The organism is Leifsonia sp. PARNA 1/14 (genome assembly GCF_055720965.1).
Window position 1 is genome coordinate 131,038 of the sequence record NZ_JBVQSP010000006.1, and the last position, 6,820, is coordinate 137,857.

General features: G+C 67.9%; 6 protein-coding genes. All 6 read right to left on the reverse strand.

Annotated features, from left to right (window positions below; genetic code table 11):
* Nucleotides 1-9 precede the first annotated feature (9 nt).
* Entirely contained in the window at nt 10-1,014 is a 1,005-nt protein-coding gene (locus AC0HS0_RS16250) for a LacI family DNA-binding transcriptional regulator (protein WP_472965373.1), read from the reverse strand.
* A gap of 55 nt (nt 1,015-1,069) precedes the next feature.
* Nucleotides 1,070-2,140 (reverse strand): ABC transporter permease, encoded by a 1,071-nt coding sequence (locus AC0HS0_RS16255; protein ID WP_472965159.1) that lies wholly within the window; start codon nt 2,138-2,140, stop codon nt 1,070-1,072.
* Nucleotides 2,141-2,168: 28 nt separating this feature from the next.
* Nucleotides 2,169-3,677 (reverse strand): sugar ABC transporter ATP-binding protein, encoded by a 1,509-nt coding sequence (locus AC0HS0_RS16260; RefSeq protein ID WP_472965160.1) that lies wholly within the window; start codon nt 3,675-3,677, stop codon nt 2,169-2,171.
* 99 nt (nt 3,678-3,776) lie between these two features.
* Nucleotides 3,777-4,871, reverse strand: a complete 1,095-nt coding sequence (locus AC0HS0_RS16265) for a sugar ABC transporter substrate-binding protein (RefSeq protein WP_472965162.1) — start codon at nt 4,869-4,871, stop codon at nt 3,777-3,779.
* A gap of 157 nt (nt 4,872-5,028) precedes the next feature.
* Nucleotides 5,029-6,114, reverse strand: coding sequence for a nitrilase-related carbon-nitrogen hydrolase (locus tag AC0HS0_RS16270; protein ID WP_472965164.1), 1,086 nt, complete (start codon nt 6,112-6,114; stop codon nt 5,029-5,031).
* Nucleotides 6,115-6,234: 120 nt separating this feature from the next.
* Nucleotides 6,235-6,555 carry a hypothetical protein gene (locus AC0HS0_RS16275; protein ID WP_472965166.1) on the reverse strand — a complete coding sequence of 107 codons (321 nt, stop codon included), beginning with the start codon at nt 6,553-6,555 and terminating at the stop codon, nt 6,235-6,237.
* Nucleotides 6,556-6,820: the final 265 nt, after the last annotated feature.

Sequence of the window (6,820 nt, forward strand, 5' to 3'; positions counted from 1 at the left end):
CGCTTTCTCTCAGGGATTCGATGGTTCAGGGGTTCGGGAGGGCGGCGCCGTGCTCTGCCGTACGACGAGCGTGGGTTCCACGCGCGGCAGCGGATCGGCGTCGCCTCCGCGCATCAGATGGAGGATGCGGTCGACGGTGAGCCGGCCCACCTCTTCGAAGTCGAGGCGGACGGTCGTGAGCGCGGGCTGGTAGTAGGCGGACTCCGGCACGTCGTCGAAGCCGACGACACTGACGTCCTCGGGAACCCGGAGGCCGGAGTCGGCGAGCGCCTTGATGACGCCGAGCGCCATCTGGTCGTTGGCGACGAACACCGCGGTGATCGCCGGGTTGCCTGCGATCTCCCGTCCGGCGGCATATCCCGAGCGGGTCGACCAGTCGCCCGGGATCACCCGGTTGGTGACCCGTCCCGCCGACGCCAGGGTACGCGCCCAGCCGCGGAGCCGGGCGTCGCTGCCCAGCCAGCCGCTCGGGCCGGCCACCTGCCAGACGGTCTCGTGACCGAGCTCCAGCAGGTGCCGGGTGGCGAGTTCCGCCCCCGCGACCTCGTCGGTCGCCACGCTCCCCGTACCCTCCGGGGCGCCCGGCTCGAAGACGACCAGAGGCACGCCGGCGTCGAGTCCGGAGATGGCCTCCAGCGCCGCCTCCACCGGAGCCAGCACGACGATGCCGTCGACCGAGTCCTCCACCAGGTGTTCGAGGGCCGCTTTCATGGCGGCACGGTCCACGTCGCCGAGGGTGACGAGATTCGTGGCGTAGCCGGACTTCCTGGCCTCGTCCGCGATGCCGCTGAGCGCCACGGACGGACCGTACTGGGCGAGGCCGAAGCTCACGATCCCGATGTTCATCGTCCGGCCGTTGGCCAGGGCGCGAGCCGCCGGGTTGCGTCGGTAGCGCAGCTGCTGGATGGCGGTCTCCACCCGCTCCCGGACGTCGGGTGCGACGTTGGGGCTGCCGTTGACCACGCGTGAGACCGTCTGCTGCGACACCCCGGCGAGCCGTGCGACGTCGATCATCCTGGCACCGCGGGTCGTCGACTGCTTCTCGGTGCTCGAGAGTGCCGGCACCGTCTCAGCTCGCTGCCCGTGCGGTCCGCCGTCCGAAGAGCGTTCGGAAGAACCCGGAGATCCGCTGAACACCTCCGGCGCTCGACAGGAAGACCGCGATCACGATGACAGCACCCTTGATCACGAGCTGCGGCTCGGAGGAGATACCGACCAGGTTCATGATGTTGATGATCGTGGCCAGGACGAAGACACCGATGACGGCGCTGATGGGGTCACCCTTGCCGCCCATCAGCGAGGCGCCGCCGACGACCACCGCCGCGATCGCATCAAGCTCGTAGCCGACGCCGATGAGGGAACTGCCCTGGCGCAGCTGAGCCGCGGCGATCAGGCCCGCCAGCCCTGCGAGGAGTCCCGACAGGGTGTACGTGATGATCAGGTTGCGCCCGACCGGGAGGCCGGAGAGCCTGGCGGCCTCGGGGTTGCCGCCGATCGCGTACAGCGACCGGCCGAAGGTGGTGAATTTCGCGACGAGCGCGGCGATGATCATGACGACCAGGAAGATCAGCGTCGGGTTCTGAAGGCCCAGCGTGGTGCCCCGGGCGAAGAGGTCGATGAAGGTGTTGTTCGTGATCTGGATCAGGCTCGTCGACTGGATGATGTAGCTGAAGCCCTTCACCGCGCTCATCATCGCGAGCGTCGCGATGAACGGCGGGATGCGCAGCCAGACCACCAACAGGCCGTTGATCAGGCCCGCGATCCCGCAGCAGAACAGGGTGAAGGCGATGGAGAGCCCTGCGGCCATGCCCGCCTGGAGGGTGAGCGCCGCGATCACGGTCGACATCGCGAGGATGGACCCGACGGAGAGGTCGATTCCTCCAGTGAGGATGACGAAGAACTGGCCGACCGCCAGCACCGCGACGATGGATGCCGCGGCGATCACATTCTCCGCGTTGCGCAGCGTGAGGAAGTCCGCCGAGGCGTAGTAGCCGACGATGATGATGGCGATGAGCACCAGAAGCAGGTAGCTCTTGGGGAGGATGCGGCGCACCGCGTCCCGCGCTGCCGAGCGCGGGGCCGGGGCCGATGCCGTGGGAGCGCCGGTGCTCTCCGGGCCGGTGAGTGTCTTGTTGCTCATGTCTCTTTTCCTGAATGTGTCGTTGTGGTCAGGCGAGTCGCTGGAGGATGGCTTGCCCGTGGGGGTCGATCTCGTCGTGGTCGAATTCGGCGACGACGCGGCCGCGCGCCATGACGAGCACGCGGTCGCACATCATCGCCTCGGAGATCTCCGAGCTCGCGATGATGACCGTTCCCCCACCGCGGGCGAAGTCGCGGAGGAGTTCGTACATGTCCTCCTTGGCCCCGACGTCGACGCCGCGGGTCGGCTCGTCGCAGATGAGGATGCGTGCGTCGCGCACCAGCCAGCGCGCGAGGATGCCCTTCTGCTGCGTGCCGCCGCTCAGCGTCTTCATCGGCTGGTTCACGCTGGAGACCTTCATGCCCATGCGCTGGACCATCTCCTGGGCGGCCTTCTTCTCCTTGCGCCCGTCGATCACGGAGAGCCGGCTGAACATGGGGAGGCTGGCGAGGCTGATGTTGGCCGCGACGCCGAGGTCGGGGATGAAGCCTTCGGCCTTCCGGTCCTGAGGCAGGAGCCCGATTCCGCGGCGGATCGCGTCGCGCGGGGTGGAGAACGCGACCGGCTTGTCATCGAGCCGGATGCGTCCGTCGGAGCTCCGGCGAGCGCCGGCCAGGAGCCCGGCGAGCTCCGACTGTCCGCTTCCGATCAGGCCGGTGATCCCGAGGACCTCTCCCCGATGCAGGTCGAAGTCCACATCGGCGACCTTGTCGTCGGCACTGAGGCCGCGGACCGACAGCAGGATCTCGTCGGTGCGCCCGGCGCCGAGTCGCGGGCTGCGCTCGCCTCGCAGCGCCGCGTCGGCGATCGAGCCCTCGAGGCTCTGGCCGACCATCGCGGTGACGACGTCGGACGGGTGCGAGTCGGCGGTGGTCATGTCTGCGGCGGCGATGCCGTCACGGAGCACGGTGACCGAGTCGCAGAGGCTGTAGAGCTCGTCCATCCTGTGCGAGATGTAGAGGAGCGCGACGCCTTCGGCCGCGACTCGGCGGAGGACGGCGAACAGCTTCTCGACGTCCGGGGCCGGCAGCGTCGATGTGGGCTCGTCGAGCAGCAGGACGCGGGCGTCTTTGTGCAGCGCCTTCGCCAGCTCCACGGCTTGCTGCTCGGCGACCGAGAAGCTCGCGACGGGCCTGCGGACGTCGAGGTCGAAACCCACGCGGGCCAGAGCGGTCCGCGCCTCCGAGTGCATGCGCCGCCAGTCGACCGCACCGTTCTTGCGCGGCAGCCGGCCGAGGAAGATGTTCTCGGCGACGGAGAGCGACGGCACCAGGCTCAGTTCCTGGTAGATCGTCTGGATGCCCGCCGCCTGCGCATCGTTGGGGTCTCGGAACCGCACGACCTCGCCGCCGAGCCGGATGGTTCCCCCGTCCGGCGCCTCGGCACCCGAGAGGATCTTCACCAGCGTCGATTTGCCTGCGCCGTTCTGCCCGGCCAGCGCGTGGATGCTTCCGCGCTTGACGGACAGACTCACTCCCTTGAGCGCTTGCACACCGAGGTATCCCTTGGTGATGCCCTCGAGTTGAAGCTCGTCCATGTTGCTCTGCACTTCCTCGTGACGTGTTCTGTGGAGGTTGCCGCTGCGCCCGGACCGATGACACCGGGCGCAGCGACGCGTGGTGGCGCTTGAGCGCGCCTAGCCGTTCGCGCGGACGTACGTGTCCGCTGGCTTGTAGTAGTCCTTGGCGTTGGCCGGTGTCACGACGGTCGTCTTGATGAAGGTCTCACCGCCGGGGCAGGCCTTGGCGTCGTGGTTGTAGGCGGCGACGGCCATCTTCACGGCGGCGACGCCCTGGTCCCACGGCTGATTCGATGCCGTGGCCTGCAGCGGGCCGTCGGGGTTCTGCACCATCTCCTTGACGGCGTTCATGCCGCCGTCGTAGCCGGCGACGATGACGCCCTTTCCCCAGATGCCCGCCTGCTGGAGGCCCTGCTCGATGCCGGCCTCCATCACGTCGCTCATGCTGAAGACGACCTTGAGATCCGGGTTCGCCGTGGCGACGTCCCGGATCGGCGCGAGCGCCTGGTCGGGCTTCCACGCGCCGTACTTCGTCTCGAGCTTCTTGGTGGTCACGCCGGTGTGGTCTTTCATGACCGAGTCCCAGCCCTTCATGAAGCCGTTGAAGCGCAGATCGCTCAGCACGTCGCCGGGGAAGCCGCCGATGCCGACGATCTTGATCTCACCCGTCTCGCCGAACCGCTCGAGCGCCTTCTTGGCCGCCGCCGCGCCGGCGAGCGACCCGGTGTAGCCCTGGTCCTCCGCGACGTAGCAGTACATGTTCTTGACGAGGGACTTGTCGAGGTTGGAGTTGACCGTGACGAGTGGGATCTTGGCGTCCTGCAGTGCCGACACCGACGGGCCGACGCCGATCGGGTCGTTGGGGTTCATGACCACGACGTCGACGTTCTTGGTGATGAGCGTCTGTACGTCGGAGTTCTGCCGGACGGTGTCGCCGTTGGCGTCGAGGAGCTGGATGGTCGCACCCAGCTTCTTCGCTTCGGACTTGCCGCCTTCGACGAGGGTCTTCCACCAGTCGCTGCCGCTGATGCCGCGCTGGCTCCAGCCGATGACGAGACCCTTGCCGGTCTTCTTGTCCTCGGCGTTGGCCGCGCCGTCGGTTCCGCCGCGTGCGCATCCGGTGAAGAGGAGGGCGGTGGCCGCCGCGAGGGCGGTGACGGTGAGGAGGGACCGGGTTCGGGTGCGGTTCGTGGTGCTGCGGGTGCTGATCATTGTTCCACTTCCTTGTGAGGTGATCGGTGCTGGGTACAGCCGGGGGGGTCACGCGGCGCAGCGGCGCCGCTGATCGGGGTGTCGTTGTCGAAGCGGGTGGGCCGTGCGGCGGACCCGGGCCGGGCACGTGGCCCGGGTCCGCCGCACGAGTGGAGGCTCAGTCGAGCGGGGTGAAGACTCCGCGCTCCTCGAGCAGCTTGATGTTGCGGGCGCGGGTGGCGCGCTCGCGGGCGAGCCAGTCCTCGCCGGGAGGGGCGTCGAGGTACTGGTTCTTCGGGTAGATCGGCTTCTCGTAGATCGCCGCGTACTGCTCGGTGCGGAGGTCCTTGAAGCCGTTGAAGACGCCGTTCGCCTGACGGTCGCGACGCAGGGCGTCGATGTCGATCGTGGTGCTGACGAAGGTGTCTCCGGCGGTGACGCCGGGCGTCTCGGTGATGATCTTGCCGCGCTGGTTGACGATCATCGAGCGGCCTCCGAAGAGGTCGTTGATGACGCCGTCCGGGCCGAGCTCCGGTCCGAGGTTCGGCGCGACCACGATCGCATTGTTGAACAGGGCGTGCGCCTTGTTCTGCACCTCCCACATGCCCTGCGACGTCTGCGGCTCGATGAGGGTCGCGCGGATGATGATCTCCGCGCCGTTCATCGCAAGTCCGCGGGCGATCTCGGGGTACGCACCCTCGTGGCAGATGACGTAGCCGATGTTGCCGATGTCCGGGGTCTTGGCGACGGGGTAGATCGCGTCCATCACGTTGCCGTTGCCCTTCTTGACGATCCACTCGTCCCACAGGTCGTGGGGGTTCGTGGTGCCGAGGGTGCCGCCCTCGAACCCGTCGGAGGTCGCCTTGGCGCGGCGGTAGATGACCTCGCCCTGCGGGTCGATCATGAACGCGCAGTTGAAGTAGCGGTCAGGGAAGTCGTCGTCGGCCACCAGGTACAGCTCGCCGGCGATGTAGGTGTCGAGCTCCTTCGCCGCCTTGGCGAGCTCGTCGGTCTCGGGGCCCGGGATCGTGCGGGCGAACTTCTTCTCCCACTCGCGGTCACCCGCGTGGAAGGCCATGTGCATGCCCTGGATCGCCATCTCGGGGATGACCACCAGCTTGACCGGGTAGCCCTCGGTCGCAGCGACGCCGACCGCGGTCTTCATGAACGAGATGATGCGCTTGGTGTTCTTCAGCGCGTCCTCGGGCTCGACGATCGGGATCTGCAGCGGCGACAACGCTACGACTGTGTACGGCTCAGTCACGTCCAACTCCTTCGTTGATTGGGGTTCGTGATGGCCATGTTAGCGCACTATCAAACGTTGTCAAACGCCGTGTGGTTCAGCGAACAGAGCGTGAGTGAGCGCACTCACAAGTAGTTGATCTCAGTGATGCTGCAGCAATCGTTGGACACGCCCGTGCACGTCGGAGGCGGTCGCCAGGTCCTCCAGGCCCAGCTCGACCAGCGCCAGCCGAGCGCACAGAACGGATCTGCGTGGCAGGCCGGTGAGCTCGGCCAGTCGTTCGTGGCTGAGCCTCGAGACCCCGCTGTCCGACGCGCCGGAGGCCTCGCAATGGGCGACCCGGCGCACGATCTCGCGGTCGATGCCTTTCGCAGCCAGCAGCTGACGGGCGTCCGGGCGCGCCAGAGCGTTGCCGACCGCGGCCATCCACGCTGCCGGGCCGTCGAAACGGGGGGGCTCCACGGCCTACCGTCTCCCGAATCGGATCAGGCGCGCGAGCCTTCCGACTGCTCGACGCCGAGGTGGTCGCCGACTCTGATCGACCGCGTCGCTCTCGTCGTCGGGCTTCCGGATGTTCAGGAACGCGACGAATTCGCAGCGCGTGCAACTCCAGAGGTGGCTGTGGACCGCCAGTCCCACACCGAAGTAGGGGTTGCCGACGACCCGCGCGCGAGCACCGCAGCGAGGACACGACCTCGGCCGCGTCCGGAAGTCCGAGCCGGTCATC